At 67.3% G+C, this 22,286-nt stretch carries 27 protein-coding genes; 7 read left to right on the forward strand and 20 right to left on the reverse strand.

Going from position 1 to position 22,286, the window contains the following annotated elements; all coding sequences use genetic code 11:
- Positions 1-143: 143 nt before the first annotated feature.
- Positions 144-332 carry a YdcH family protein gene (locus ACSQ3M_RS14675; RefSeq protein WP_436150804.1) on the reverse strand — a complete coding sequence of 63 codons (189 nt, stop codon included), beginning with the start codon at positions 330-332 and terminating at the stop codon, positions 144-146.
- A gap of 231 nt (positions 333-563) precedes the next feature.
- On the opposite strand from ACSQ3M_RS14675, the gene ACSQ3M_RS14680 reads away from it, so the two are divergent.
- From ACSQ3M_RS14680 to ACSQ3M_RS14700, 5 genes are all read left to right on the forward strand, one after another.
- Positions 564-782: a YdcH family protein gene (locus ACSQ3M_RS14680; RefSeq protein ID WP_057190632.1), complete on the forward strand. Its 219-nt coding sequence runs from the start codon at positions 564-566 to the stop codon at positions 780-782.
- Positions 783-885: 103 nt separating this feature from the next.
- Positions 886-1,383, forward strand: a complete 498-nt coding sequence (purE, locus tag ACSQ3M_RS14685; protein ID WP_436150805.1) for a 5-(carboxyamino)imidazole ribonucleotide mutase — start codon at positions 886-888, stop codon at positions 1,381-1,383.
- Complete coding sequence (locus ACSQ3M_RS14690) at positions 1,380-2,480, forward strand: 5-(carboxyamino)imidazole ribonucleotide synthase (protein ID WP_436150806.1); 1,101 nt, start codon at positions 1,380-1,382, stop codon at positions 2,478-2,480. Before purE ends, ACSQ3M_RS14690 begins: the two co-directional genes overlap by 4 nt.
- Before the next feature lie 171 nt (positions 2,481-2,651).
- Entirely contained in the window at positions 2,652-2,906 is a 255-nt protein-coding gene (gene rpsU, locus ACSQ3M_RS14695) for a 30S ribosomal protein S21 (RefSeq protein ID WP_436150807.1), read from the forward strand.
- A 194-nt stretch (positions 2,907-3,100) separates the two neighbouring features.
- The gene (locus ACSQ3M_RS14700) at positions 3,101-3,949 is read left to right on the forward strand and encodes a tetratricopeptide repeat protein (protein ID WP_436150808.1); all 849 of its coding nucleotides are present in this window, start codon (positions 3,101-3,103) and stop codon (positions 3,947-3,949) included.
- Positions 3,950-3,958: 9 nt separating this feature from the next.
- Here the strand turns inward: ACSQ3M_RS14700 and ACSQ3M_RS14705 are convergent, their stop codons facing one another.
- The 19 genes from ACSQ3M_RS14705 to argH all read right to left on the reverse strand — a co-directional run bounded on the left by ACSQ3M_RS14705 (position 3,959) and on the right by argH (position 20,333).
- Positions 3,959-4,813 (reverse strand): alpha/beta hydrolase, encoded by an 855-nt coding sequence (locus tag ACSQ3M_RS14705; RefSeq protein WP_436150809.1) that lies wholly within the window; start codon positions 4,811-4,813, stop codon positions 3,959-3,961.
- Positions 4,814-4,901: 88 nt separating this feature from the next.
- Positions 4,902-6,308, reverse strand: a complete 1,407-nt coding sequence (locus tag ACSQ3M_RS14710; protein WP_129159923.1) for an NAD(P)(+) transhydrogenase (Re/Si-specific) subunit beta — start codon at positions 6,306-6,308, stop codon at positions 4,902-4,904.
- A gap of 5 nt (positions 6,309-6,313) precedes the next feature.
- Complete coding sequence (locus ACSQ3M_RS14715; protein ID WP_126115929.1) at positions 6,314-6,745, reverse strand: NAD(P) transhydrogenase subunit alpha; 432 nt, start codon at positions 6,743-6,745, stop codon at positions 6,314-6,316.
- A gap of 25 nt (positions 6,746-6,770) precedes the next feature.
- On the reverse strand, positions 6,771-7,910 hold the full coding sequence (locus ACSQ3M_RS14720; protein WP_436150810.1) for a Re/Si-specific NAD(P)(+) transhydrogenase subunit alpha: 1,140 nt from the start codon (positions 7,908-7,910) through the stop codon (positions 6,771-6,773).
- 133 nt (positions 7,911-8,043) lie between these two features.
- Entirely contained in the window at positions 8,044-8,328 is a 285-nt protein-coding gene (locus ACSQ3M_RS14725; RefSeq protein WP_436150811.1) for an aa3-type cytochrome c oxidase subunit IV, read from the reverse strand.
- A 182-nt stretch (positions 8,329-8,510) separates the two neighbouring features.
- Positions 8,511-9,122 (reverse strand): hypothetical protein, encoded by a 612-nt coding sequence (locus ACSQ3M_RS14730; protein ID WP_436150812.1) that lies wholly within the window; start codon positions 9,120-9,122, stop codon positions 8,511-8,513.
- Between the two features lie 57 nt (positions 9,123-9,179).
- Entirely contained in the window at positions 9,180-10,544 is a 1,365-nt protein-coding gene (locus ACSQ3M_RS14735) for an ABC1 kinase family protein (protein ID WP_436150813.1), read from the reverse strand.
- 74 nt (positions 10,545-10,618) lie between these two features.
- Positions 10,619-11,032 carry an OsmC family protein gene (locus ACSQ3M_RS14740; RefSeq protein WP_436150814.1) on the reverse strand — a complete coding sequence of 138 codons (414 nt, stop codon included), beginning with the start codon at positions 11,030-11,032 and terminating at the stop codon, positions 10,619-10,621.
- A gap of 65 nt (positions 11,033-11,097) precedes the next feature.
- Entirely contained in the window at positions 11,098-11,973 is an 876-nt protein-coding gene (locus tag ACSQ3M_RS14745; RefSeq protein WP_436150815.1) for a 3-keto-5-aminohexanoate cleavage protein, read from the reverse strand.
- A complete protein-coding gene (locus ACSQ3M_RS14750) occupies positions 11,970-12,365 on the reverse strand; it encodes a type II toxin-antitoxin system death-on-curing family toxin (RefSeq protein WP_436150816.1) in 396 nt (131 codons plus the stop codon). Before ACSQ3M_RS14750 ends, ACSQ3M_RS14745 begins: the two co-directional genes overlap by 4 nt.
- Positions 12,362-12,622, reverse strand: a complete 261-nt coding sequence (locus ACSQ3M_RS14755) for an AbrB/MazE/SpoVT family DNA-binding domain-containing protein (protein WP_436150817.1) — start codon at positions 12,620-12,622, stop codon at positions 12,362-12,364. Before ACSQ3M_RS14755 ends, ACSQ3M_RS14750 begins: the two co-directional genes overlap by 4 nt.
- Positions 12,623-12,700: 78 nt before the next feature.
- On the reverse strand, positions 12,701-13,330 hold the full coding sequence (locus ACSQ3M_RS14760; RefSeq protein ID WP_436150818.1) for a hypothetical protein: 630 nt from the start codon (positions 13,328-13,330) through the stop codon (positions 12,701-12,703).
- Positions 13,327-14,331 (reverse strand): zinc-dependent alcohol dehydrogenase, encoded by a 1,005-nt coding sequence (locus tag ACSQ3M_RS14765; RefSeq protein ID WP_436150819.1) that lies wholly within the window; start codon positions 14,329-14,331, stop codon positions 13,327-13,329. Before ACSQ3M_RS14765 ends, ACSQ3M_RS14760 begins: the two co-directional genes overlap by 4 nt.
- Before the next feature lie 10 nt (positions 14,332-14,341).
- Positions 14,342-15,322 carry a Bug family tripartite tricarboxylate transporter substrate binding protein gene (locus tag ACSQ3M_RS14770; RefSeq protein WP_436150820.1) on the reverse strand — a complete coding sequence of 327 codons (981 nt, stop codon included), beginning with the start codon at positions 15,320-15,322 and terminating at the stop codon, positions 14,342-14,344.
- Between the two features lie 86 nt (positions 15,323-15,408).
- Positions 15,409-16,302, reverse strand: a complete 894-nt coding sequence (locus ACSQ3M_RS14775) for a LysR family transcriptional regulator (RefSeq protein ID WP_436150821.1) — start codon at positions 16,300-16,302, stop codon at positions 15,409-15,411.
- Positions 16,303-16,382: 80 nt separating this feature from the next.
- Complete coding sequence (locus ACSQ3M_RS14780; RefSeq protein WP_436150822.1) at positions 16,383-17,213, reverse strand: ABC transporter substrate-binding protein; 831 nt, start codon at positions 17,211-17,213, stop codon at positions 16,383-16,385.
- A 44-nt stretch (positions 17,214-17,257) separates the two neighbouring features.
- Positions 17,258-18,022 (reverse strand): amino acid ABC transporter ATP-binding protein, encoded by a 765-nt coding sequence (locus ACSQ3M_RS14785; RefSeq protein WP_436150974.1) that lies wholly within the window; start codon positions 18,020-18,022, stop codon positions 17,258-17,260.
- 5 nt (positions 18,023-18,027) lie between these two features.
- Positions 18,028-18,921 carry an amino acid ABC transporter permease gene (locus tag ACSQ3M_RS14790; RefSeq protein ID WP_436150823.1) on the reverse strand — a complete coding sequence of 298 codons (894 nt, stop codon included), beginning with the start codon at positions 18,919-18,921 and terminating at the stop codon, positions 18,028-18,030.
- The gene (argH, locus tag ACSQ3M_RS14795) at positions 18,918-20,333 is read right to left on the reverse strand and encodes an argininosuccinate lyase (protein WP_436150824.1); all 1,416 of its coding nucleotides are present in this window, start codon (positions 20,331-20,333) and stop codon (positions 18,918-18,920) included. The genes ACSQ3M_RS14790 and argH overlap by 4 nt, the downstream gene beginning before the upstream one ends.
- Before the next feature lie 94 nt (positions 20,334-20,427).
- On the opposite strand from argH, the gene ACSQ3M_RS14800 reads away from it, so the two are divergent.
- The gene (locus ACSQ3M_RS14800; RefSeq protein WP_436150825.1) at positions 20,428-21,333 is read left to right on the forward strand and encodes a LysR family transcriptional regulator; all 906 of its coding nucleotides are present in this window, start codon (positions 20,428-20,430) and stop codon (positions 21,331-21,333) included.
- A 55-nt stretch (positions 21,334-21,388) separates the two neighbouring features.
- Positions 21,389-22,282, forward strand: coding sequence for a dTDP-4-dehydrorhamnose reductase (gene rfbD / locus ACSQ3M_RS14805; protein WP_436150826.1), 894 nt, complete (start codon positions 21,389-21,391; stop codon positions 22,280-22,282).
- Positions 22,283-22,286 lie beyond the last annotated feature (4 nt).

The following is a 22,286-nucleotide window of genomic DNA, read 5'->3' on the forward strand; positions in this document are numbered from 1 at the left end:
CATTCTCGATCTCAAGCCCAGACGGCGACGTGCGAGCTAGCGACAGATGCCGGCGCTCGCGCTCAAAAAAACCGGCCCCTCTCGGGGCCGGTTGTCCGCATTGCGCGTGAGTTCGATGCGGGCCGCCGCGGCCCGCTGTGATCTTAGTGGAATGTCGGTGACGGCATGGTAAGCCGCACGCGCTCGATCTCATCCTTCAGCAGCAGCTTCTTTCGCTTGAGCTCGGCCACGCTGAGATCGTTCGACGAGGGGCTCGATACCGCCTGGGCGATAGCTTCCTCGAGCTGGCGATGCTTGCGTTCAAGCTCGACGAGATGTGTCTGCAGCGACATCTGGATCCTCCTGATGAGCATTCTGGCAGGGTGAACTCTGACACAGAGCCGGCTTCACGTCTGCGGGGCAGACGTGCACCGCACCATGAGTTTCTGTGATCCCTTCCGAGACCTTTCCCGAGGCGCGTGAATGCGAGCGAGCCGGCCCGCATCTGCACGGTCGGCACCCTTGCCGCGCCGTCCGCGCCTGCGCATAGTCGCGCCTGATCGCGGCGATGATGAGACGGCTTCATGGGATTCGAACTGAGCCAGGAGGAGATCGAAGTCCTGGAGGCGGAGCTGGCGCGGTTGCGCGAGGAGCATCGCGATCTCGACAGCGCTATCGACGCCCTCGAGCGGCTCGGGCCCGTCAACCAGATCCAGATCCAGCGGCTGAAGAAGCGCAAGCTCTATCTACGCGACCGCATCTCCTATCTCGAAGACCAGCTGACGCCGGACATCATCGCCTAAAGTACCGGAATTTCCAGAGAAACCCCGATTCCGCGCTTGCCTGTGATGCCGCCGCCGGTCTAGATCGCGCGCTTCCTCCCCTCTGCCGGGAAGCATGGATCTCATGGCCGAGCCGACCCCTCCCGTCGCCATCATCATGGGCAGCCAGTCCGACTGGGCGACGATGCGCCACGCCGCCGAGACACTGGGCGAGCTCGACATCGCCTTCGACGCGCGCATCATGTCGGCCCATCGCACGCCCGACCGGATGTATGCCTTCGCCAAGGGCGCCAGGGCGGAAGGGTTCAAGGTCATCATCGCCGGCGCCGGCGGCGCCGCGCACCTGCCGGGCATGACGGCTTCGCTCACCCCCCTCCCCGTCTTCGGTGTCCCGGTCGAGTCCAAGGCGCTCTCCGGCCAGGACAGCCTGCTCTCGATCGTGCAGATGCCCGGCGGCATCCCGGTCGGCACCCTCGCCATCGGCAAGGCCGGCGCGATCAACGCCGCCCTGCTCGCCGCGGCCGTGCTCGCCCTCTCCGACGCCGGTCTGGCCGAGCGGCTCGACGCCTGGCGCGCCAGGTTGAGCAATGCCGTCGCCGAACGGCCAAGGGACGAGGCATGAGCCAGCCTGATCCGCGCGGGCTCGGCCCCGGCGCCGTCCTCGGCATTCTCGGCGGCGGGCAACTCGCCCGCATGCTGGCGCTGGGCGCGGCCGATCTCGGTGTGCGCGCCCATATTTTCGCACCCGAGCCGGATAGCCCGGCCTATGAGGTCGCCGCCCGCCACACCATCGGCGCCTATGAGGACGAGGCGGCGCTCGCCAGCTTCGCCGACGCCGTCGACGTCGTGACCTACGAGTTCGAGAACGTCCCGGCCGCGACCGCAGCCTTCCTCGCCGCCCGCACCCCGCTGCATCCCGGCGCCCGGGCGCTCGCGGTGACGCAGGATCGCCTTACAGAGAAGCGCTTCGTCGCTGGGCTTGGCCTCGCGGTTGCGCCGTTCGAGGCCGTCGACTCGCTGGCCGATCTCGAGCAGGCCGTGGCCAGGCTCGGCCGGCCGGCCGTGCTCAAGACGCGGCGCTTCGGCTATGACGGCAAGGGCCAGATCAAGATCGCCGACGGCGTCGATCTGGCGCAGGCCTGGGACGAGATCGGCCATTTCCCGGCAATCCTCGAGGGCTTCGTCACCTTCTCGCGCGAGGTCTCGGTCGTCGCCGCCCGCGCCGCCGACGGCTCCTTCGCCGCCTTCGACGTCTGCGAGAACGAGCACCGCGACCACATCCTCGCCCTGACGCAAGTGCCGGCGCGCATCGGCTGGGCCGCCGCCGACGGCGCCATTGAGGCGGCGCGACGTATCGGCGAAGCACTGTCCTATGTCGGCGTCTTCGCCGTCGAGTTCTTCGTGGTCGAGGACAAGACCGGCGAGCATGTCGTCGTCAACGAGATCGCCCCGCGCGTGCACAATTCCGGACACTGGACCAGCGAGGGCGCGCAGACCTCGCAGTTCCACCAGCATGTCCGTGCCGTCTGCGGCTTCCCGCTCGGCGCGACGGCGCGGCGCGGCCGCGTGACCATGGAGAACCTGATCGGCGCCCAGGCACAGGACTGGCGCGCCCTTCTGGCGGAGCCCGGCGCGCATCTGCACCTCTACGGCAAGCGCGAGGCGAGGCCCGGCCGCAAGATGGGCCACGTCACCCGCATCCTCCCCGAGGTCGGCTGAGCGGAGAACATCCAAAACCCTCCAAAACTGCGTGTTTTAGCCGGTTTCGCCGCGGTGCGGCGTGGACAGCTCGCGGGAATTCTGGTATCCGAACCACCTTCTCGGCGATGTTTCCCTGGAGAGGTCGCCGCCCGGATTTTAGCTCCCCCGGCAACGACGGACACTAGAGACGTGCAGATTCTCGTTCGCGACAACAACGTCGATCAGGCGCTGCGGGCGCTGAAGAAGAAGATGCAACGCGAGGGCATCTTCCGTGAGATGAAACTCCGCGGCCACTACGAGAAGCCGTCCGAGAAGAAGGCACGCGAGAAGGCCGAGGCTGTCCGCCGCGCCCGCAAGCTGATCCGCAAGAAACTGCAGCGCGAGGGCCTGCTGCCCGCGCCGGTCAAGACCAAGCGTCCTGAGCGTCCAGCGCGGCCAGTCTGACCGGGCAACGAGGCTCTGTTACTGCTCCCCATACCACTGTGATATGCGTCCGCGCCTGGAGCTTCTCCGGGCGCCGTTGTTTTTGTAGCGTCGTTAACCAAACTTTGTCAGGGGTTGGGCGTTTTGGAAGATGGGCGGTGTGCCGCGGCGGTCGCGCCGAGTGGCAGGCAAGAGCTTGAGCGATGGGTAGGAACATGGTCACAGGCAGAAACTGGCTGATCGCGACGGGCCTCGCGCTCTCGCTCGCAGGCTGCGACACGGTGAGCATGGGCTCCGGCGCCGGCATCGCAGAACTCCAGACCGAGAACACCGAGGCAGCGAGCGTCAATATCGGCTCGCTCAGCGAGGTGGTCAGCCGCAACCCGAACGACCCTCAGGCCTACAACACCCGCGGCGCGGCCTATGCCCGCGTCGGTCGCTACTCCGACGCGATCTCCGACTTCACCAAGGCGGTGCAGATCGATTCCAATTTCGCGCCGGCCTATACCAATCGTGGCCTGGCGCTGCGCCAGACCGGGCGCAACGACGCCGCTCTGCAAGATTTCAATCGCGCGACCACGGCCAATCCGAACTACGCCCCGGCCTACATCGCCCGTGCCAATCTGCTGCGCGTGCAGGGCAATAGCCAGCAGGCGCTCGCCGACCTCAACACCGCGATCCGCCTCAACCCGGAAGCTGCCGAGGCCTTCCATGCCCGCGGACTGGTCTACCAGAAGGAAGGCCAGCACCAGCAGGCGGTCACCGATTTCGACTCGGTGATCGACCGCAATCCCTATACTGCCCCACCCTATATCGCCCGCGGCGAGAGCCTCAGCGCGCTCGGCAAATACGACCCGGCGCTCGAGGATTTCACCGCCGCGCTCAATGTCGACAACCGCAATGCCGCCGCCTGGGCCGGCCGCGGCTTCGCCTTCGAGAAGCAGGGCAAGAAGACCGAGGCGAGCGAGGCCTATCAGCGCGCGCTCGGCCTCGACGGCAACAACCAGATCGCCCGCGCCGGCTCGGCCCGTCTCGGCGGCGGTGGCGGCATGTTTCGCTTCTAAGGCACTCCGCTACCGCGTCTCCGCCGTCCTCGTTTCGCTGCCCGTCAGGCGGTTGGCGTCGAGGTCGGCGAGGAAGCGCCTGATCTCCGGCACGGAGCCAAGCGCCGGCAGGTTCTCGTGATTGCCTTCCGGGAAGCGGACGAAGCGCTTGGGCGGATTGGCGAGGGCGAACAGCGCCTTGCCCTGGCTGAACGGGATGGTGCCGTCGCGCTGGCCGTGAAGCACGAGCAGCGGCTCCTTGACCTTGCCGATGACCTGGTCGGAGCGGAACTGGTCATGCATGACCAGGCCAACCGGGATGAAGGGATAGAGCTGCTGCGCCACAGCGGCGGTTGAGAGATAAGGTGCTTCGAGGATCACAGCCTTGAGCGGGGCCTCCGCGGCGAGCTTCAGCACCACGCCAGTGCCGAGCGACTCGCCATAGCCGACCAATCGCTCCACGCCGAAACGCGCCACGGCCGCGGCATAGGCCGCGCGCGCGTCCTGCGCCAGCCCGTCCTCAGTGGGCGTGCCGGTCGAGCCGCCATAGCCGCGATAGTTCACCGCAAACAGGCCGGTCCCGTCCTGCGTCAGGGCGCGGAAACGCGTCTGCCGGATCGACCGGCTGAAATTTCCGGCATTGCCGTGGAAGAACAGCAGCACCGGCTTGCCGTCGCGTGGCGGCACCACCCAGGCGATCAGCCTCTCGCCATCGGCCGTTGTCAGCGTCGCCTCCTCGACGTTCGGCAGGTTGGCGCTGGCGGTCTCGGCGCGCGCCGGATTGCGCGGATACAGCATATCGCGCTGCTTGACGTAGAGCAGCGCCAGCACGGCGACATAGGCGCCGAGACCGCCGATCACGAGAAGCTTCAGGATCCTGCGCATCGCCAGTTGCCTTCGGCAGTCGCTCGAAACGAAAGGGCCGGCATCGAGCCGGCCCCTTGCAACATCGCTGTGACGATCGCTGCGCTGGTCAGTGCGCCATCGCCTTGACGATGTCGTCGGTGACCTTCTTGGCGTCGCCGAACAGCATCATCGTGTTGGGCCGGAAGAACAGCTCGTTCTCGACGCCGGCATAGCCGGCTGCCATGCCGCGCTTGATGAAGAGCACGGTCTTGGCCTTCTCGACGTCGAGGATCGGCATGCCGTAGATCGGCGAGGCCTTGTCGGTCTTGGCAGCCGGGTTGGTGACGTCGTTGGCGCCGATGACGAAGGCGACGTCGGCCTGGCCGAATTCCGAGTTGATGTCCTCGAGCTCGAAGACCTCGTCATAGGGCACGTTGGCCTCGGCCAGCAGCACGTTCATATGGCCAGGCATGCGGCCCGCCACCGGATGGATGGCGTACTTCACCTCGACGCCCTCCTTCTTGAGGAGGTCGGCCATCTCGCGCAGCGCGTGCTGGGCCTGCGCCACCGCCATGCCGTAACCCGGCACGATCAGGACCTTGGCGGCGTTCTTCATGATGTAGGCCGCGTCATCGGCCGAGCCCTGCTTGACCGGACGCGCCTCGGCAGTGCCGCCCGCACCGGCCGCAGCGTCATCGCCGCCGAAGCCGCCGAGGATGACGGAGATGAAGCTCCGGTTCATCGCCTTGCACATGATGTAGGACAGGATCGCGCCGGACGAGCCGACGAGCGCACCGGTGATGATCAGCGCCATGTTGCCGAGGGTGAAGCCGATGCCCGCTGCCGCCCAGCCCGAATAGGAATTCAGCATCGAGACGACGACCGGCATGTCCGCACCGCCGATCGGGATGATCAGCAGCACGCCGAGCGCGAAGGAGACCAGCACGATCAGCCAGAAGACGAGATGGCTTTCCGTCTTCAGGAAGATCAGCAGCATCACCAGCAGGGCGATGCCGAGGCCGATATTGATGCCGTGGCGCTGCGGCAGCATGATCGGCTTGCCGCTCATGCGCCCGTCGAGCTTGAGGAAGGCGATGATCGAGCCGGTGAAGGTGATAGCGCCGATGGCAACGCCGAGCGCCATCTCGAACAGGCTCGCGCCCTTGATCTTGCCGACCTGGCCGATGCCGAAGGCCTCAGGCGCATAGAGCGCCGCCGCCGCCACCAGCACGGCGGCGAGACCAACCAGCGAGTGGAAGAAGGCGACGAGTTGCGGCATCTGCGTCATCTGCACGCGCTTGGCCATGTAGGCGCCAAAGCCGCCGCCGATCGCGATGCCGAGGATGACGAGCAGCCAGCCGGAGAAGCCGGCCGGCGGGTAGAAGATCACCGTGGTCAGCACGGCGATCGCCATGCCGATCATGCCGTAGCGATTGCCCTGGCGCGAGCTCGTCGGGTGCGACAGCCCGCGCAGGGCCATGATGAAGAGGACGCCGGAGACGACGTAGAGAAGGGCGGCGAGATTGGCGGCCATGCGCGTCAGCCCTTCTTCTTGTACATCGAAAGCATCCGCTCGGTGACGAGGAAGCCACCGAAGATGTTCACCGAAGCCAGGATCAGCGCGATGAAGCCGAAGACCTTGGCCCAGAGCGGCCCGTCGCCCATCGCGGGCGCGGCCTGGACGCCGACTGCCAGCAGCGCGCCGACGACGATGACCGAGGAGATCGCGTTGGTGACCGACATCAGCGGCGTATGCAGCGCCGGCGTCACCGACCAGACGACGTAGTAGCCGACGAAGACGGCGAGCACGAAGATGGCGAGCCGGTAGACGGTCGGATCGACGCCGGTCGCGGCGCCGGCGGCGGCGGCGGCCTGCTCGGCATACTTCTCGGCGAGCTCGGCCGCTTGTTTCGCCAGGGCCGCGGCGGAGCGGGCCTGTTCGAGCGCCTGTTCGGGTGTCGGATTAGCCATGACGTGACACTCCCCTTTGTGCGCTTCAGGCCTTGGCCACGAAATTCGGGTGGACGACCGCGCCATCCTTGGTCAGGCAGGTCGCCTTGACCAGTTCGTCGTCCCAGTTCACCGCGAGTTTCTTCTCGGCCTTGTCGATCAGCGTCTCGACGAAGGCGAAGAGGTTTTTGGCGTAGAGACTGGAAGAGGTCGCCGGCAGGCGGCCGGGCACGTTGAGGTGGCCGACGATCTTGACGCCGTTCGGCGTGATCACGATCTCGCCCGGCTTGGCGAGCTCGCAATTGCCGCCGCGCTCGACCGCAAGGTCGATGATCACTGAACCGGGCTTCATGCTCTCGACCATCGCCGCCGAGATCAGCTTCGGCGCCGGGCGGCCCGGGATCAGCGCGGTGGTGATGACGATGTCCTGCTTGGCGATATGGCTCGCCGTTAGCTCGGCCTGCTTGGCCTGGTATTCCTTGGACATTTCCTTGGCATAGCCGCCCGCCGTCTGCGCCTGCTTGAACTCCTCGTCCTCGACGGCGAGGAATTTTGCACCGAGCGACTCGACTTGTTCCTTGGTGGCGGGCCGCACATCCGTCGCGGTGACGATCGCGCCCATGCGACGCGCCGTCGCGATCGCCTGCAGGCCGGCAACGCCGACGCCCATGATGAAGATCCTGGCCGCCGGCACGGTGCCGGCCGCCGTCATCATCATCGGCAGCGCCCGGCCGTATTCGGCGGCACCGTCGATCACGGCGCGGTAGCCGGCGAGATTGGCCTGCGAGGACAGCACGTCCATCACCTGCGCGCGGGTGATGCGCGGCATGAACTCCATGGCGAAGGCCGCGACATTGGCTTTCGCCAGCGCCTCGACCTGCGCCTCGCTGCCATAGGGGTCCATGATGCCGACGACGAGCGCGCCGGCCGGCAGGCCCGCGATCTCGCTTTCGCCCGGACGGCGCACCTTGAGCACGATGTCGGCGCCCTTGAGCGCGTCCTTGGCGTTCTTGGCGATTGTCGCGCCAGCCGCCTCGTAATCGCTATCGGTAATCCCGGAAGCGAGCCCCGCCCCCTTCTCCACTGCGACATCGGCCCCGAGGCCAATGAACTTGCGGACGGTTTCCGGCGTCGCGGCGACGCGGGTCTCCGCCCCTTGCGTTTCGGCTGGGACAGCGATGCGCATGGAGGCCAGGCCTTTCGGGCTTAGAGCCCGTTCCGATCAGCTTGCACCGCAAGATGATCGGTAAAACGGTCTCTGACTAAAAGCGAGAAACGGATTCACCGACCAGGTTGATCCAACCTGATCGGATCCGGCTCTAGTAGAGGAGGAGCGCGAGCAGCATCAGAACGAAGGGAACGAGCGTGGCGCGCCAGCCGATCGACGGGGCGGCGATACCGACGCCGGTGCCGATCAGGGTCAGCAGCGTGCCGATGATGGCGGTGCCCCAGGCATGCTTGGTGCCACCGACGGCGAGCGCGGCGACGATTGCAAGGCAAGCCACCGTGCCGACTTCGGCGAAGTGCACGAAGCCCGTATAGGTGCGCTCATGCTCCGGGTAGTCCATCTCCGGAATGTCGGCGGCGTGTCCGTGGTCGGCCATGAAAAAAGTCCCGAGTTTCACCCTATCCTGACGCCCTGTACCGCACCTGCCAAGGGTCGGCAACGGAGCGGCAGCTGCTGCAAGCCCACTTTATCGGCAGGCCTGTGATTTACCGGCACATTATTTGGGCGAGAAACTAATTTCAATCGATTGAATCGCAAGAAACCAAGAGCACAAGCCGCCTATGGCGTCAGTTCGGATGGAATATGTCGCGGATCGTAATGTCGCGGACGGTTCTTTTGCGTCCAACCATAGAATCCGGCGATGAACGCGCCACCGACAGCGACCGCAACGATCATGCTCGGCTCCCAGGTGAACAGCAGCAGGGCGAGCGGCAACGCCACAAAAAGCAGCCCGGCGATGACGAGCATCACCTGCATGAACTGGAGCTGCCCTTCGCTCACCCCGGCCGAGAAACGCACTGTTCCCACCGGCATCACCGCCAGGGATGCATGCAGATCGCGAATGAAGGCGGCATAGACGGGGTCACGCTGCTCATCTGGAAAGCCGAAGGCCGTGCTGCCGACCACCTGCAACGGCGGCGCCGCGCCAAAGCGGATCTGGCAGGAGCCAAAATCGCCATGCCGGGCGATGTGCGCGACCGACAGATGCACGCCGCTGATATCGGAGAGCGGCCGCGAATCCTCGCCGCTATCGACCGTCCAGATCAAGCGCTCGCCGACGAGTGCGACGCCCTCGTCGGACAGCTGGAGCGCGAGCCCGCCGGCGCCACGCCGCACGAACAGGCCATAATCGCGCCGCTGCTGCGTCTCGTCCTTGCTCGCGTCCGGCATTGCATCCCTCCGCCGAGGGATTGTGCCGGAGAGGCGCGGAATTGACGATTCCGTCGGTCAGGAGCTCCCGAGGCCCGCTGCCGCCAGCGCCGCACTTTGCTCGCTTGCCACCCGCGCGACGCTGAAAGCCTCGATCTCCTGCTCGAACAGGCGGTGGAAATTCAGCTCCGCGTCGAGATGCAGGAAGACGCCCCCTAGCCCGATCGCGGCCCGGTCCATGAAGACGAACTCACGCGGCACCGTCACCGGGCCCCGCGCCTTCAGCGCCGAGTGGACCTGGAACGCCTGCTTGCGGCCGTATTCCGACGGTTTGACACCCTCGGCAATGCGGCGCGTGCGATCCTCCAGCAGCGGGCCGTAGATGAACTTCGCCCAGATGTTGAGAGTGTCGATCAGCTCCTTGTTGAGCCCCTTGAAGCCCCAGACCTCATAGGCGTGGACGACGCGCGCCTCCTCGCCTTCGAGCAGGCCGCGATAGAGATCGACCACGCCGCCGACGAAGCTCGGCGGGAAGATGCGGATGCAGCCATAGTCGAGCAGGTTGATGCCTTCAGGTTCGCCGCCGTCCTGGAAGACCGTGTAGTTCCCAAGATGCGGGTCGCCATGGATCACGCCGTGATGGCTGAACGGCCGCCACCAGGCCCGGAACATCGCGGTCGAGATCCGGTCGCGAACCTCCTGGCTCGCCTGCTTGTGGTTGAGGATCTTGTCGCCCTCGAGCCAGCCCATGGTCAGCAGCCGCCGCGTCGACAGCTCCGGCACCACATCGGGCACGCGCACCTCGGGCGTGGCAGCCAGCATGTTCTGGTAGAGCGCGACATGCTTGGCCTCGCGGCGATAGTCGAGTTCCTCGCGGACGCGGGCGCTGATCTCCTTGGCGATCTCGCTGGTGTCGATCACCGCCCCCATGCGCCGGTGCAAACCGAACAGGATCTCGAGCTGGGAAATATCGGCCTCGACCGCCGATTCCATGTCGGGATATTGCAGCTTGCAGGCGAGCGGAGCGCCGTCGAGCGCGGTCGCCCGGTGCACTTGCCCGAGCGAGGCGGCCGCCGCCGGCTTCAAGTCGAATTCGGCGAAGCGCTCGCGCCAATTCGCGCCGAGCTCGGCCTGCATGCGGCGCTTGACGAAGGCCGCGCCCATCGGCGGCGCCTCCGATTGCAGCTTCTGCAGCTCGGCGGTGTATTCCGGCGGCACGACGTCGGGAATGGTGGCGACGAGCTGTGCCACCTTCATCAGCGGGCCCTTCAGCCCGCCGAGCGCCTTCGCCAGCGCCTCGGCATTGGTGGCGTTGCGGCCTTCCAGTCCGAACAGCTTGGTACCGGCGATGCGCGCCGCCACGCCCCCGACATTGGCGCCGACACGGGCGTAGCGCGCCGCGCGAGCGGAGAATCGGTTGGCTTCGCTATCGCGTTCGGACATTGAGGCTCACGGCGCTGTGACGGGCTGCACCCGATGTAGGCGCTCTGCCGGGGAAAGCCAGCCGACACGCTGTCTCAGGCGCGCCCGGCCTGCGCGATCGCCACCGGAAAGCCGCGGCCGAGCGAATTGGCGACCATGCAGATCGCCTTGGCCTTTTCGATGACGGCAGCAGCGTCTGAGCCGTCCTGCATCTCGCATTCGACCGTCATCGCCGCCGCCTTGGTCAGCAAAGGCGAGCCTTCCAGCTCGACCGTGACCGAGACCGCGATCCGCCCGAGCGCCGCGCCGAGTTCATGCGCCGCGTAACGCAGATCGTTGCAGAAGCAGCCGCCCAGAGCGAGCGCGAGCAATTGCGCACCGTTGAAGCCGAGCCCCATCCCACCGGCCCTGCCCTCCGGCCGATCGACGACGATAGTATGCGCACCCGCCCAGCCCATCGCCGCCTGCGTGCCCTCGACATTGCGCAGCTCGACCGTCACCGACGCCATGGCGTTCCCCTCGCATACCGGAAACGCAAGAGGCTAACCGCTGGCGGCGATCGCCGCCACTTCGGTCAAGCCGCTAGGCTCGCCCTGATCTCCGCCACGCTTGCGGGCCGGCCACCGGCTCGCTCGACCTTGCGGACCATATCGGCGATCAGCTGCGCATTGCTGCGGCTCTCGCCGAAGGGCGCATCCTCCAGCCCGGCGCGGATATGGACGCCGTGCGCGACTGCCGGCGGAATGATCTCGCTGAGGTCGACGCCCAACCCCGCGATCATCACTGGCGCCTGCGGCGCGCAATCCGCCAGCAGCGCAAGATGGGCTTCGAGCGCATAGGGCTTCGGCGGGAAGCCCCAGGCGAAGGCGTCGGAGAACATCAGCCGGTAGATCGGCGTTGGCATGCCGGGATAGGCTTTGGCCAGCGCCGCCCCGAGCCGGGTGAAGCCGGGTTCGTAGATCGCATAGCTCGGATGGATCCTGTGCGCCTGGGCGACCGCCATCCCCTCGCGGATATGCTCGCCGGGGTTCTGGTAGATGAAGCCCGGCTCTCCATCCGGAATGCCGGCGAAGGTCGTCCAGTTGCACGAGCCGGGATCGAGCACGCCCCATTCGACCAGGCCACGCTTCGCCAGTTCCTCCAGATGCGTGTATCGGCCCGAGCCGATCATATCGCCGGCATAACCCGAGCCGAGGATCGGGATCGTCGGATAGACGATCGCGTCGACCTTGGCCCTGATGCCCTCGATCGCCTGCGCATAGAGCTCCCAATCGTCGCGCTGGCGGCCGGTCTCGGTGTCATAGACATGCAGATGGACGATCGCCGCGCTGGCCTCGACCGCAGCGATCCCGTCGGCGACGATGTCGGGAATCGCGATCGGGATGCCGGGCTGGCGCTCCTTGCCCCAGGGGCCGTTGATCGCGGCCTCGATCCAGATCGGCGTGGTCATGCGGGCGCATCCTTCGGCCAGTTGTCGCGGATCCAGCGCGTCAGCCCCTCCTCCTCGACCTCGCCGGCCGCGAGCGCGGGGATGATGGCTGCTGCATCGGCTTCGCCAGGCGCGAACTCGATCCCGTTCAGCCTAAGAAACACGACCAGCGCCAGCAGCGAGACCCGCTTGTTGCCGTCGATGAAGGGATGGTTCTTGGCGATGCCGAAGGCATAGGCCGCAGCCAGCGCCGCCATGTCGGTCTCGCCATAGGCGAAACGGTTGATCGGTCGCGCCAGAGCCGATTCCAGCAGCCCTTGGTCGCGAATGCCGTCCGGACCACCGAAGAGCGCCAATTGCTCTGAATGGATATCGGCGACGACGTCGGGCGTGAGCCAGAACGGCTCGGTCACTTCGCCAGCTCGCGCAGCGCATTGGCGTATTGTTTCATCGCCTTGCGCGCGATCACCATGGTGCGCTCGTGCAGGTCGTCATGCGGCGTCAGCTTGAATGCGCCTTCCGGCTGCTCGACCACCGTCAGCTTGTCGCCTTCCGCCAGCTTCAGCCGCGCCAGCAATTCCTTCGGCAGGATGATGCCGACCGAATTGCCGATTTTGCGGACCTGCAGGACCATGGCCTGCTCGCCGGCAGGCTTCTCGGGCTTGTTCATGGCGTGCTCCCTGAGCGGCGTTATACAAACCGTATAACACAAACTCCGCCATCGCGCAGCTGGTGCCGGCCGGCCCAGTCAGGGAAAGCTCTCGATCCGCTCATAGATCAGGCCCGAGCCGGGAGCCGACAGAGCCTCGACCTGCACTGCATCTCGCATACCTTCGACCATGGCCCGAGCCGCCCCGGATGTTGCGGCGAAGACGAGCGCGACCGCCTCCTCCGGCATGCCCACCTGCTTCATGATCGGATGCCCGCCGGCATCGGGCGCGGCCCTGCCGAGCCGGATCGTCGCGGTTTTCTCGGTCTCCAGCCATTCAGCTGCTCGCATGGCGCTCGCATCGACCATGCGAAGCATGATGAGAACCCCACCATGCGGGCAATCGGCGCCGGCCACAGCGCGGCAGGCGAGCCGCAGCGGATTGCGCAAATGGGGCCGCATCGCCTCCGTGACCACATCGGGCTGCTCGGCAAGCCGGCGATAATCAGGCGAAGCGAGCACCGCGATATCCGCGAGATCGTAGACCGTGAGATATTCCGGCAAACCGCTGCTCGTCCGATAGCGTGTGGCGCGCAGGATGCCCCGCACCGTCAGCCGCTGCGGGACATGGTGGCCGCCATGCCAGCGTTCATAGGCCTCGCGCTGCTCGGAAACGACATCGTTGGCGAAGACGAGGAAAGCACTGCTTCCTGAAGCGGTGAAACTCATGGCTGCAGCATCACCTTGATTGCGGCCCGGCTGCGCATCAGGGCGAAGCCGTCCAGCGCCTCGCTCAGCGGCAGGCGATGGCTGATCAGCTTGCGAAAGCGCTCCGGCGCAGCGGCGATTGCCGCGACCACCTCGCCCCAGCGCGCCACCGGCGCGCGATAGGAACCGACCACGCTCTGCTCCAGCCGCACCATCGCGGTCAGATCGAAGCTGGCCGGCCGGGCGTGGATGCCGCAGATCACGAGAATGCCGCCCGGAGCGAGCAGGCACTGCGCCGCGCTCGCGACCTCCGGCACGCCAGTCGCCTCGAAGATCACATCGAAGCCGGCGGGTGCCAACGGTTCGCTATCGGCGAGCGCGTCCCTGGTATCGGCGAAACCGAGCGCGCGAGCGCAAGCCAGCCTCGCCGCATCGTCACGCCCGGCGATCGTCAGCGTGGCCGCTCCAGCCCGTTCGGCGAAGAGCGCGACGCCGAGCCCAATCGGCCCCGGCCCGAGCACGAGCACGCGCTTGCCCGCGACCACGCCGGCACGCGCCACCGCTTGCGCCGCGACAGTCAGCGGCTCGGTCAGCGCCGCAAGCTCCGGGTCGAGTTCGTCGGGCACGGGCACGCAATTGCGCGCCGGCACGCTCGCCAGGCTGGCAAAGCCGCCATTGCGGCGGATACCGATGCCGGTGCGCGCCGTGCAGCCGTCCTCGCCGCGCTGCCGGCAACCTTCGCAACGCCCGCAGGTCACCGAGGGCCTGACCACCACCCGCCGCCCGATCCACGCGAAAGGGCCACGCTCGACTCTGCCGGCAAATTCATGGCCGAGCGTGACCGGCATGGCGCTCGCCATCGCCTCATAACCAGGCGTCCAGTCGGCGATGTGCAGATCGGTACCGCAGATGCCGGCGGCCTCGACCCGGACGAGCACCTCGTCGTCATGGCCGAGAGAGGAAGCCTCGATCTCGCGGCAGACAAGCCCCGGCTCCGGCGCGGCCTTGCGGATGGCAAGCATTCCGGCAGGCCTACGGGTCGACCTTGACGCCGGCTTCCTTGACGACCTTGCTCCAGATCTCGCTTTCGCGCTTGAGGAAGCCGTCGAAGTCGAAGCCGACAGCAGCAGGAATCGAGCCGCTGGCCGCGAGCTTGCGTTGCAATTCGGTGTCGCCCAGCGCCGTCGCCAGCGCGGCGCGCAGCTTCTCCGTCAGCGCCGGCGGCGTGCCCTTCGGCGCCATCAGACCGACCCAGGCCGAGACGTCGAAATCGGCATAGCCCTGCTCGGCGACGGTAGGCACCTTCAGCAGCAGCCCGGCGCGTTCGCTGGTGGTGACGCCGAGGGCCTTCAGCGAGCCGCCCTCGACCTGCCCCGCGACCGCCGCCAGCGTCGCGAAAGTGACGTCGAGCGCCCCGCCCGCGACGTCGGCGAGCGATGGCCCTTCGCCGCGATAGGGCACGTGCTGCATCTTGCTACCGGTACGCATGGCGAAGAGCTCGCCGGCGAGATGGGCGACGGTCCCGGTGCCGCCCGAAGCGAACAGCACGGGTTCGGGTCGCTTCTTCGCCAGCGCCTCGAGGTCCTTCATCGTGTTCACCGGCGAATCCGGCCGGGTCACCACCACGAAGGGCAGCTTCGCCATCAGCCCGATCGGCACGAGGTCGCTGCGCCAGTCGAAGGGCATGCTGGCCCGCAGCGCCGGATTGATCACCATCGTCGTCGGCGCGGCGAGCAGCATGTAGCCGTCGGGATCGGCCTTGGTCACGGCCTGCGTGCCCGTCATCGTCGCGCCACCGCCGCGATTGTCGATGATGACGCGCTGTCCGAGGATCTGGCTGAGCGATTCAGCGATCAGGCGCGCGGTCACGTCGACGCCGCCGCCGGCCGCAAAGGTGACGATCAGGGTGACGGGCTTGGCCGGGTAGGATTGCGCCAGAGCCGGGCAGGCCATCGTGGCCGCCATGCCGGACAGGACGAACCGCCGGCTCACGGCCGGCTGACGCTTCTGCATGCTGGAATCCTCCCTGGATTTTCTGCGCGCACTCAAACGGAGCGGGCCGGCCACTTCAAGCGACGTTGTATTCCTGAGCTATAGCCTCAGGACATACAACCAGCTTGCAGCTCATCCTTCAGGCAATGCTCGAATTGCTCCGTCACCTCGCCACCCGCCGCGAGCGGGCGGTGCAGATAGGCCTCGTAGCGCCGGTTCGTCGGCACCGGCAGGCAGCGCAAACGCGACATGTCGGCGGCACGCGCCGAGAACTCGTCGACGATGCAGACGCCGATCCCGGCCTCGACCAGCGCGACCGCCGTCTCGGCGAAGCGCACCATATGCGTCCGGGCCGGCCTCAGCCCATGATCCGAGAGGATGCCGGCCGCCATGTCGCCATGGACGGAGCGCGGCTGGAAGACGATCCAGGCACGATCGGCGAGGCTGGCGAGACTAGCTTCGCCGGAGGGCACATCGTCCATGCCAGCCGGCATCAGCAGCACCGGCCGACCGCTGCCGACGGGCGTGCTGACCACCTCGTGATGCATGACCGGAAACAGTGTCACTGCCGCATCGGCCGAGCCGTCAAGCAGATAGGGCAGCACCTGGCTGACCGTCAGGATGTCGAGCTGCAGCGAGACCGTCGGCATGCGCGCAAGCAAACGCGCCAGCGCGGCAGGAACCAGCCCGCGGCCGATGCTGGGCGATGCGCCACAGCGGAAGACCGAGCGCTCCGGCAGCGCCGCTTGCGCCGCCCGCTCCACCGCCGAGCGCATCTGCTCGAAGGCACGGTCGATCTCGGCGAGGAAACGCGAGGCTTCCTGCGTCGGCGTCAGCCGACCACGGACCCGGTTGAAAAGCCTGGCGCCGAGCTGATCCTCCATGCGCAGGATCATCCGCGTCACCGTCGGTTGCGCGATGCGCAACTCGCGTGCGGCGCCGGCGAGGCTGCCGCACTGCATCACCGCCTTGAACACCTCGATCTGGCGGAAGGTCAGCACGCTATCCTCGCTGGCGCTCCGGCAAGGAGGCCGCCGGCATCGACGGCAGCGAAGCCGCCGAGGCCGGCAGGGTCAAGCGATCACTCGCCCTTGTTGACCGAGATCGGCTTCAGCACGTTGCTCGGCTGGACGTACTTGGCGACCAGCGCGTCATAGGTGCCGTTCGCCTGCAGCCGCTCCAGCGCGCCCTTGACCGCGTCGCGGAGCTGACCGCCCTCGGCCGTCTTCGGGAACGGGATGCCGGTGAGCGAGCGGGTGAAAGGCTCGCCGAGCGGGATATAAGTATTCGGCTCGAGCTTCTGGAAGTGGGTCATCGTCTCGCTGCCCTGAACGCCGCCCTGCAGGCGCTGCGTCTTGAGCTGCGTGCGGGCGTCGACCGAGCCCTCGGTGCCGACCACGGTGATCGCCGGCTTGCCCTTGGCGACGCAGTTGGCGTCGCTCCACTCGCCGATCTGCTTTGGCCAGTTGGTCGAGCGGCTGGCGCCGACGCTCTTGCCGCAGAGATCGTCGACTGACTTGATCGTCGAGGCGAAGGCGGTGACCGTGTAGAACTGCGCGCCCGAGACCATGTAGTCGACGAAATCGACCGTCTCACGCCGCGCCGGCAGATCGCTCATCCCGGCCATCACCATGTCGACGCGGCCGGTCGCCAGCGAGGGCAGCATCTGGGCGAAGGCGGTGTCCTGCCACTCGGCTTTGACGCCGAGTTCCTTGGCGATCGCCTCGCCGAGCTCGTAGTCGAAACCCGCCATCGTGTTGGTCGCCGGGTCCTTGTAGACGATCGGCGCATAGTTCGGCTGGGTCGCGATGACGATCTTGCCGGCGGTCTTGATCCGGTCGGGCAGAGCCTGGGCCTGGGCGGCGAGCGCGGTGCCGGCGAGCAGCGCGGCGGCGAGCGAAAGGCGAAGCATGATGGTCTCCCTCTTGTCTTTGCTTGGATTCGATAGGCTTGGATTCACTTGAGGACGGCGGCGATGAAGTCGCGAGTCCGGGCCTGGCTCGGCGCGACCAGCACCTGCTGCGGCGGCCCCTGCTCGACGATCTCGCCCTTGTCCATGAAGACGACGTCGTTCGCGACCTCGCGGGCGAAGCCGAGCTCATGGGTGACGACGATCATGGTCATGCCGGAGGCGGCGAGGTCGCGCATGACGTTCAGCACCTCGCCGACGAGCTCGGGATCGAGCGCCGAGGTCGGCTCGTCGAACAGCATCAGTTGCGGCTTCATCGCCAGCGCACGGGCGATCGCGATGCGCTGCTGCTGGCCGCCGGAGAGCTCGATCGGGTAGGCATCGCGCTTCTCGGCGAGGCCGACGCGCTCGAGCAGCGCCATGCCCTCGGCGATGATCTCGCGCCGCGGCCGCTTCAGCACGGTGAGCGGCCCCTCGACGATATTCTGCAGCACGGTCATGTGGTTGAACAGGTTGAAGCGCTGGAAGACCATGCCGGTCTTGAGGCGCTGGCGCGCGATCTCGACGTCGCTGAGCTCGTGCAGCTCATTGCCGACGCGGCGATAGCCGATCAGCTCGCCGGCGACCGTTATCGCGCCGGCGTCGATCTTCTCGAGCTGGTTGATGCAGCGCAGCAGCGTCGACTTGCCCGAGCCGGACGGGCCGATGATGCACTGCACCGCGCCCGGCATGACCGAGAGCGAGACATTGTTCAGCGCCTTCAGCCGGCCGAACTGCTTGGTGACGCTGGCGGCGACGACGATCGGGGACAAGGCGGTCACGCGGCGGCCTCCTCGGCGACCTGCGGCTTGGCGCGGCGCTCGCCCCTGCCCTTCGAGAAGGCGCGTTCGAGGAAGAACTGGCCGATCTGCAGGAGGGTGACGACGAGCAGGTACCAGCCGGCCGCGACGATCAGCAATTCGATGACGCGGGCATTGGCGTAATAGACATTCTGCGCATTGCGCAGGATTTCGGAAAACTGGATCACGCTGGCGACCGAGGTCAGCTTGACCATGCTGATCACCTCGTTGCCGACCGGCGGGATGATCACCCGCATCGCCTGCGGCAGCACGATCCGGCGCAAGGTCGTCAATCGCGTCATGCCGATCGCCTTGGCGGCCTCGGTCTGGCCGACATCGACCGAGAGAATGCCGGAGCGGACGACCTCGGCGGTGTAAGCGCCCTGGTTCATGCCGAGCCCCAGCAGCGTCGCCATGAACGGGCCGATCACGTCGATGGTGCGCCACTCGATCACGCCGGGGATGCCGATCGTCGGGAAGACCAGCGCCAGGTTGAACCAGAGCAGCAATTGCAGCAGCAGCGGCGTGCCGCGGAAGAACCAGATGTAGAACAGCGCGACGCCGCGCAGCACCGGGTTCGGCGACATGTACATGATCGCGAAGACGACCCCGAGCACGATGCCGAGCCCCATGGCGCAGGCGGTCATGATCAGCGTGTTGACGAGGCCGGCGAGAATGGCCGGCGCGGTGAAGAACTGCGCCACCACCGGCCAGGCGATCTGCCCTTGAGCAAACGCCTTCACCACCCAGGCCAGCACGAACAGGATCGCCGCCGCGGCGACCCAGCGCCCGTAGAAGCGCTTGGGAACGATGGTCAGGCCGGCGATCTCGGCTAAGCCGCGATCCGGCATGGTACGGGCTATATCGCTCATGCCGCGCCCTCCCTCGTCCATTGCGCGAAGCCGGCGAGCCAGACGCGGAAACGGTCGATCTGCTCGGCGACCCTGGCAGGGGCGGTGCCGCCATGGCCGCTGCGTGCCGCCACTGCCGCATCAAGCGTCAGCACTGTCAGCACGCTCTCGTCGAGGCGCGGATCGATCGCACGCAATTCCACCGGCTCCAGCCCTTCGAGCTCGCGGCCCATCTCCTCGCAATAGCGCACCAGCGCGCCGCTGATCTCATGCGCCTCGGCGAAGGGCACGCCCTTGCGGGCGAGATGATCGGCGACTTCGGTCGCGAGCGCAAAGCCGGCACCCGCCTGCGCCCGCATCACGTCGGTACGTGCCTCCATCGTCGCGACCAGCCCGGCGAAGGCCGGCAGCACTTCGCCGAGCACGTCGACCGCGTCGAAGGCGGCGCGCTTGTCTTCGGCGAGGTCGCGGTTATAGGCCAGCGGCAGGCCCTTCAGCGCGCCCAGCATGGCGACGAGATCGCCCGTGAGGCGCGCCGCCCGACCGCGCGAGATCTCTGCGATATCAGGATTCTTCTTCTGCGGCATGATCGAGGAGCCCGTCGCGAAGGCGTCGTCGAGCACGACCCAGCCGAACTGGCGCGAGGTCCAGAGCGTCACCTCCTCCGCCAATCGCGACAGGTTGGTCGCCAGCATCGCCGCAACGAACAGGAATTCCGCGACATGGTCGCGCGCGCCGACGGCGTCGACCGAGTTCTCGCAAGGGCCGTCATAGCCGAGCGCCTTGGCGCTGAGTTCGGGCGTCAGCGCAATCGCCGAGCCGGCGAGCGCCGCCGCACCCAGCGGCGAGAGCGAGGAGCGCTTCTCCCAGTCCTGCAGGCGGCTGGCATCGCGCGACAGCGCCTGGCCATGCGCCATCAGCCAATGGCCGAAGGTGACCGGCTGGGCGCTCTGCAGATGGGTGAAGCCGGGGCAGACCGAGGCTGCGTGCCGCTCGGCCTGGCTGGCGATCGCATCGAGCAGTTCGGCCAGCATCGCGCCGATGGTCCGCGCCTCGGCGCGCAGATAGAGCTTGAGGTTGTTGGCGGCCTGGTCGTTGCGCGAGCGCCCGGCCCTGAGCTTGGCGCCGGTTGCGCCGATGCGTGCGGTCAGCACGCGCTCAATGAAGGTATGGACGTCCTCGTCGCTCTCGTCCGGCGCGAGCGTCCCGGCAGCGAGATCACCGGCGATCGCCTCGAGTGCCGCGACGATCGTCTTGAACTCGTCCTGGCTAAGCAGCCCGGCGCGCTCGAGCTCGGCCGCATGCGCCTTGCCGCCGGCGATGTCCTGCGGCGCAAGGCGGGCATGGGCGCCGGCCGCGCTCGACAGTTTCATCATGCGCGGATCCGGCGGCTTGCGAAAACGGCCGCCCCAGAGACGCGTGGTCTGGTTCATGATGCTCTCCCCTTACGGAAAACACTGCCCCCTTGACCGCACAACCGGCAAACGAAACGATCTCCTCAAGGGTAGTCGCTGAAGGAATATCTGCTTGGCCGGTCGCAACCTCCCGCCATCGACCACGGCGCTCCGGGTCTTTCTTGCCGTCGCCCGCCTCGGTTCGACGGCGAAGGCGGCTGGCGAGGTGCACCTGACCCAGAGCGCCGTCTCCAAGCAGATCCAGGCGCTGGAGGACCATCTCGGCACGGAACTGTTCGAGCGCAGCCCGGCCGGGCTCAAACCGACTGAAGCCGGCACGATCTATCGCCCCTATGCCGAGGCGGCGATCGAGCAGATGGAGCGCGGTGCCCGCCGCCTCGCCGAACGTGCCGCGATCGGCCGGCCGATCCGCCTGCACATGATCGCCATCGCCGGCGAGCGCTGGCTGATGGAGCGCTTCCCGGACTTCGCCCAGGCCCATCCCGAGATCGACGTCCAGTTCACCAATTTCGTCAGCGAGAAGGAGATCGAGGAGGCCGATCTCGAGATCGTCCACGGCTTCGGCCCCTGGCCGGATCGCGAGTCGCATTATCTCTTCGGCCGCCGGGTCGCGCTCGTCGCCGCACCCGCGGCGCTCGAACGCCTGGGCGGCTTCGCCCGTGCCGCCGACATCCAGAAGATGACGCTGCTGCAGCATTTCCAGATGCCGGCCTTCTGGGCCGAGTTCACCGAGGCGCACGGCCTGCGGGGCGCCGTGCCGGCCCATACCGTGCGTTACGGCTATTATTCCGTGATCATCCGCGCCGCCGTCGCCGGGCTCGGCGTCGCGCTCGCGCCGCGCTGCTATGTCGCCGAGGAGCTGGCTTCAGGCGCGTTGGTCAATCCGCTCGGCCTCGATTTCGACAGCGCGACCGGCTGCTGGCTGACCGTCAATTCGCAGAGCGAACGCAGCCCGGCCCTCGACACGCTGGTCGCCTGGCTCTGCGAAGAGGCCCGCCGCTTCGAGGCCGCGGGTTGAGCCCACCGGACGCATGCTCTAGACCGGCCGCCATGCTTCCGATGGCGAAGGCCCGATGCGCATAGCCGTGACCGGACGGACCGGGCAGGTCGTCCAATCCCTTCTCGCCCACGCCGGGGCGGCCGGCGTCACGGTCATCGCGGTCGGCCGGCCCGAGCTCGATCTGGCGCAGCCGGAAGGCGTTCAGCAGGCTCTCGCGGCGGCAAGGCCCGACTGCATCGTCAACGCCGCCGCCTATACCGCTGTCGACAAGGCCGAGACCGAACCGGAGCTCGCCATGCGGATCAACGGCGCCGGCGCCGGTGCTGTGGCCGCAGCGGCAGCGGCCCTAAGCGTGCCGCTGATCCAGATCTCGACCGACTATGTCTTCGACGGCATGGCGCCGCGCCCCTGGCGCGAAGACGATCCGACCGCTCCGCTCGGCGCCTATGGCCGTTCCAAACTGGCCGGAGAGGACGCAGTCGCGGCCGCGACGCGTGACCACACCATTTTGCGCACCGCCTGGGTCTACAGCCCCTATGGCGGCAACTTCGTGAAGACCATGCTGCGCCTCGCCGAAACGAGAAACGAGCTCGGCGTCGTCTCCGACCAGTTGGGCTCGCCGACCAGCGCGCGCGACCTCGCCGACGCGATCATCACGGTCGCGAAGGCGCTCGTCGCCCGCCCCGGCGATGCCTCGCTGCGCGGCGTCTTCCATGCCGCCGGCACCGGCGAGGCGAGCTGGGCCGATCTCGCCGAGACCATCTTCGCCGCCTCGGCAGCTCTCGGCGGGCCGAGCGCCACCGTCAGGCGCATTGCCACGATCGACTACCCCACCCCCGCCCGCCGGCCGACCAATTCCAGGCTCGACTGCAGCCTGCTCGCGCAGCGCCACAGCCTGCAACTGCCGCCCTGGCAGGACTCGGTCGAGACTTGCGTCGCCACGCTGCTCGCGCAATCGCGAAGCTGAAGGA

Source organism: Allobosea sp. LjRoot90, assembly GCF_964254315.1.
Lineage (GTDB): Bacteria > Pseudomonadota > Alphaproteobacteria > Rhizobiales > Beijerinckiaceae > Allobosea.

What these genes read in the sequence shown, in the direction of transcription:
- ACSQ3M_RS14675 (WP_436150804.1), bottom strand. Translation starts at nt 332, where the DNA reads ATGTCGCTGCAGACACATCTCGTCGAGCTTGAACGCAAGCATCGCCAG.
- ACSQ3M_RS14680 (WP_057190632.1), top strand. Translation starts at nt 564, where the DNA reads ATGGGATTCGAACTGAGCCAGGAGGAGATCGAAGTCCTGGAGGCGGAG.
- purE (WP_436150805.1), top strand. Translation starts at nt 886, where the DNA reads ATGGCCGAGCCGACCCCTCCCGTCGCCATCATCATGGGCAGCCAGTCC.
- ACSQ3M_RS14690 (WP_436150806.1), top strand. Translation starts at nt 1,380, where the DNA reads ATGAGCCAGCCTGATCCGCGCGGGCTCGGCCCCGGCGCCGTCCTCGGC.
- ACSQ3M_RS14700 (WP_436150808.1), top strand. Translation starts at nt 3,101, where the DNA reads ATGGTCACAGGCAGAAACTGGCTGATCGCGACGGGCCTCGCGCTCTCG.
- ACSQ3M_RS14705 (WP_436150809.1), bottom strand. Translation starts at nt 4,813, where the DNA reads ATGCGCAGGATCCTGAAGCTTCTCGTGATCGGCGGTCTCGGCGCCTAT.
- ACSQ3M_RS14710 (WP_129159923.1), bottom strand. Translation starts at nt 6,308, where the DNA reads ATGGCCGCCAATCTCGCCGCCCTTCTCTACGTCGTCTCCGGCGTCCTC.
- ACSQ3M_RS14715 (WP_126115929.1), bottom strand. Translation starts at nt 6,745, where the DNA reads ATGGCTAATCCGACACCCGAACAGGCGCTCGAACAGGCCCGCTCCGCC.
- ACSQ3M_RS14720 (WP_436150810.1), bottom strand. Translation starts at nt 7,910, where the DNA reads ATGCGCATCGCTGTCCCAGCCGAAACGCAAGGGGCGGAGACCCGCGTC.
- ACSQ3M_RS14725 (WP_436150811.1), bottom strand. Translation starts at nt 8,328, where the DNA reads ATGGCCGACCACGGACACGCCGCCGACATTCCGGAGATGGACTACCCG.
- ACSQ3M_RS14730 (WP_436150812.1), bottom strand. Translation starts at nt 9,122, where the DNA reads ATGCCGGACGCGAGCAAGGACGAGACGCAGCAGCGGCGCGATTATGGC.
- ACSQ3M_RS14735 (WP_436150813.1), bottom strand. Translation starts at nt 10,544, where the DNA reads ATGTCCGAACGCGATAGCGAAGCCAACCGATTCTCCGCTCGCGCGGCG.
- ACSQ3M_RS14740 (WP_436150814.1), bottom strand. Translation starts at nt 11,032, where the DNA reads ATGGCGTCGGTGACGGTCGAGCTGCGCAATGTCGAGGGCACGCAGGCG.
- ACSQ3M_RS14745 (WP_436150815.1), bottom strand. Translation starts at nt 11,973, where the DNA reads ATGACCACGCCGATCTGGATCGAGGCCGCGATCAACGGCCCCTGGGGC.
- ACSQ3M_RS14755 (WP_436150817.1), bottom strand. Translation starts at nt 12,622, where the DNA reads ATGAACAAGCCCGAGAAGCCTGCCGGCGAGCAGGCCATGGTCCTGCAG.
- ACSQ3M_RS14760 (WP_436150818.1), bottom strand. Translation starts at nt 13,330, where the DNA reads ATGAGTTTCACCGCTTCAGGAAGCAGTGCTTTCCTCGTCTTCGCCAAC.
- ACSQ3M_RS14765 (WP_436150819.1), bottom strand. Translation starts at nt 14,331, where the DNA reads ATGCTTGCCATCCGCAAGGCCGCGCCGGAGCCGGGGCTTGTCTGCCGC.
- ACSQ3M_RS14770 (WP_436150820.1), bottom strand. Translation starts at nt 15,322, where the DNA reads ATGCAGAAGCGTCAGCCGGCCGTGAGCCGGCGGTTCGTCCTGTCCGGC.
- ACSQ3M_RS14780 (WP_436150822.1), bottom strand. Translation starts at nt 17,213, where the DNA reads ATGCTTCGCCTTTCGCTCGCCGCCGCGCTGCTCGCCGGCACCGCGCTC.
- ACSQ3M_RS14790 (WP_436150823.1), bottom strand. Translation starts at nt 18,921, where the DNA reads ATGAGCGATATAGCCCGTACCATGCCGGATCGCGGCTTAGCCGAGATC.
- argH (WP_436150824.1), bottom strand. Translation starts at nt 20,333, where the DNA reads ATGAACCAGACCACGCGTCTCTGGGGCGGCCGTTTTCGCAAGCCGCCG.
- rfbD (WP_436150826.1), top strand. Translation starts at nt 21,389, where the DNA reads ATGCGCATAGCCGTGACCGGACGGACCGGGCAGGTCGTCCAATCCCTT.